Origin of the sequence: Curtobacterium sp. NPDC090217 (assembly GCF_044746705.1) — a bacterium.
GTDB lineage: Bacteria > Actinomycetota > Actinomycetes > Actinomycetales > Microbacteriaceae > Curtobacterium.
Genome location: NZ_JBIVCR010000010.1, coordinates 1 through 3,237, shown reverse-complemented (window position 1 = coordinate 3,237; position 3,237 = coordinate 1). Strand labels below are relative to the sequence as shown.

Below are 3,237 nucleotides of genomic sequence, written 5' to 3'. Positions count from 1 at the left end.
AACACCGGGGCGAACACCTTCCGGCAGCTGATCGCCCGGCCGACGTTCGGGCCGAACCCCTACCGGACGGGCGTTCCCGGTGTGTACCTGTGCTCCGCTGCCACCCCGCCGGGGCCTGGGGTGCACGGCATGAGCGGTGTCAACGCGGCGAACCGGGCGCTTAACGCCGCATGAACGACTTCCGGCCCGGGTGCCATCGCCCGGGCCGGGCTCGACCGGAGCATCCCCCATGTGCGCCGGCCGGGGACCCCTGCACGTGATGAGCGTGTGCAGGGATCAACCAGGAGCTTCTCGCTCCACAAACAGGAGAAACAATCACATGAGCAAGCACAAGCGCTCTGCCACACGCAAGATCGTCGCAGCGTCGACGATCGGTGCGCTCGCGGCATCCGGTGCCGCGTTCGGCGTCATCTCTTCCGCGACTGCAGATGAAGCGTCAGAGCCTCGAGGTCGCGCTGTATCTAATACGCAGGCCGCGACGATCTCGATCACTGGGCCCATGATTTTCTCGTACAGAGAGAATTCAAACTATTACGGATTGACGTTCGAGTACGTCAACGCCTACAGCACGATCGGTGGCATCAAGCGCTTCGGGTCTATCCGCGAGGCAAGCAATGCAAATCTTCCGTTGATGACGTATCCCGCGCCCGGGGAGACTGGCCCTATCGTGAACAGCAAGGGTCAGTGCGTCGCGATGGACAACTGGATCAACTATCCGAGGGTTGGGTTCAACACCCCACACAGTCAATGGGCTGATTGTTCCAGCAAGCCGTCTGGTATGACTATCTCGTTTACGAATCGCAACGGCGTCATGCTTCAGAATGGTCAGCAGAGCGTTGACATGTCTGGGGTAGCAAAACCTGCGGCGTTCGGCCAGCACGACGAAAGATATTGGGAGGCCAGCGGTACTCTCACACTGGTGACCCCGTTGCCGGCAGGAAACGTGAATGCGTCGGCGTCGGCTGCTGCTTCGGCGCGTGCTGATGGGAACAACAATCCGGCGGCGGTTGCTGCTGCGCAGGCGGCTGCGAATGATGATGCGACGTCGGTTGCTGATGCTGCGTCGGACATTACCGGGAAGTCGGCGGCGAAGGCTGCGGGTAATCAGGTGACGACTGCGGCGGCGGATGCGGCGCAGAATGTGTCGTCGGATCCTGCTGCTGCTGGTTCGGTGGCCGCGAAGGGCGCAGCGCTCGGAGACAACAGCTCGAACACGAATGGTGCTGGGTCGGTTGCGGCGAATGCGTCGCCGAACTCGGCGTCGAAGGGTGCTGCCATCGGCAACTCTTCGAAGGATGCTTCGGTGGAGGCGAACGGGAACCGGAACGCTGCTGCGTCGGCGTCGGCGTCGGCGGATGCCGATGGGAACAACAATCCGGCGGCGGTTGCTGCGGCGCAGGCGGCGGCGAACGCTGATGGGACGTCTGCGGCGTCGGCTGCTGCGGACGTCTCGGCGAGGGCTGCTGCGCAGATCGCGGGGAACCAGTTGACGACGGCGTCGTCGAACGTGACGCAGAACGCGGACACGGATCCGGGGAGCTCGTCGAAGGCTGCGGCGCGGGCTGCGGCGAAGGCGGACAACTCGACGAAGGCGAACGGGGCCGGGTCGATCGTTGGGACGGCGAACCCGGCGGCTGCGTCGCAGGGTGCGTCGATCGCGTCGTCGTCTGCGGATGCGTCGTCCGAGGCTGCTGGTGATGTCGACGGGAGCGAGGACGGCACGCCGGAGGGTACGAACGAGGGCACCCCGGAAGGCACCGACGACGGCACTCCGGAAGGTACGGACGATGGCACTCCGGAGGGCACGGACGATGGCACCCCGGAGGGCACGGACGATGGCACCCCGGACAGCAATGTCGATGGCACGCCGGACAGCAACGTGGACGGCACGCCGGACTCGAACGTTGACGGGACGCCGGATGGCAACCCCGAGGGCTCGAACGAGGGCACCCCGGAGGGCACGGACGAGGGCACGCCGGAGGGCACGGACGAGGGCACGCCGGAGGGCACCGTTGACGGGACTCCGGATGGCAACCCTGAGGGCTCGAACGAGGGCACTCCGGAGGGTACGGACGAGGGCACGCCGGAGGGGACCGTCGACGGGACCCCTGATGGCAACCCCGAGGGCTCGAACGAGGGCACCCCGGAGGGCACCGTTGACGGGACCCCCGAGGGCTCGAACGAGGGCACGCCGGAGGGCACCGTTGACGGGACCCCGGATGGCTCGAACGAGGGCACCCCGGAGGGCACGGACGAGGGCACGCCGGAGGGCACCGTTGACGGGACCCCCGAGGGCTCGAACGAGGGCACCCCGGAGGGCACGGACGAGGGCACGCCGGAGGGCACCGTTGACGGGACTCCGGATGGCAACCCTGAGGGCTCGAACGAGGGCACCCCGGAGGGCAACGTCGATGGCACGCCGGACAGCAACGTGGACGGCACGCCGGACTCGAACGTTGACGGGACTCCGGATGGCACCCCGGAGGGCAACGTCGATGGCACCCCGGAGGGCAACGTGGACGGCACGCCGGACAGCAATGTCGATGGCACGCCGGACTCGAACGTTGACGGGACGCCGGATGGCACCCCGGAGGGCAACGTCGATGGCACCCCGGATGGCAACGTGGACGGCACGCCGGACAGCAATGTCGATGGCACGCCGGACTCGAACGTTGACGGGACGCCGGATGGCACCCCCGAGGGCAACGTCGATGGCACGCCGGACAGCAACGTGGATGGCACCCCGGACAGCAACGTGGATGGCACCCCGGACAGCAACGTGGACGGCACGCCGGAGGGCACGGACGAGGGCACCCCGGAGGGGACCGTTGACGGGACCCCTGAGGGTGGTGTTGACGGTGATCCGGGTGCGAATGTGAATGCGGGTGCGTCGGTGTCGGCGTCGGCTGATGCTGATGGGGACAACAACCCGGCTGCGAAGGCGGCGTCGGAGGCGGCTGCGAACAATGACGGCACGTCGGCGGCGTCGGCTGCTGCTGACATCTCGGCGAAGGCGGCTGCGCAGGTGGCTGGGAACCAGAAGACGACTGCGTCGGCGGATGCGTCCAAGGACGCCAAGTCGAAGGCGAATGCGTCGTCGAAGGTTGCGGCGAAGGCTGCTGCTGAGGCGGACAACTCCTCGAACACCAATGGTGGGGCGTCGGTTGAGGCGTCGTCCAAGACGCAGGCGTCGTCGAAGTCCGCTGCGATCGCGGATGCGTCCAAGGACGCGTCCCA

The 3,237-nt window shown here is 67.0% G+C and carries 1 protein-coding gene; it reads left to right on the top strand.

The features are described from left to right. Positions 1-319 precede the first annotated feature (319 nt). Positions 320-3,237, top strand: a 2,918-nt coding sequence (locus ACIPJ2_RS19180; protein WP_402730176.1) for a beta strand repeat-containing protein, incomplete at its 3' end; no start/stop codon positions are given.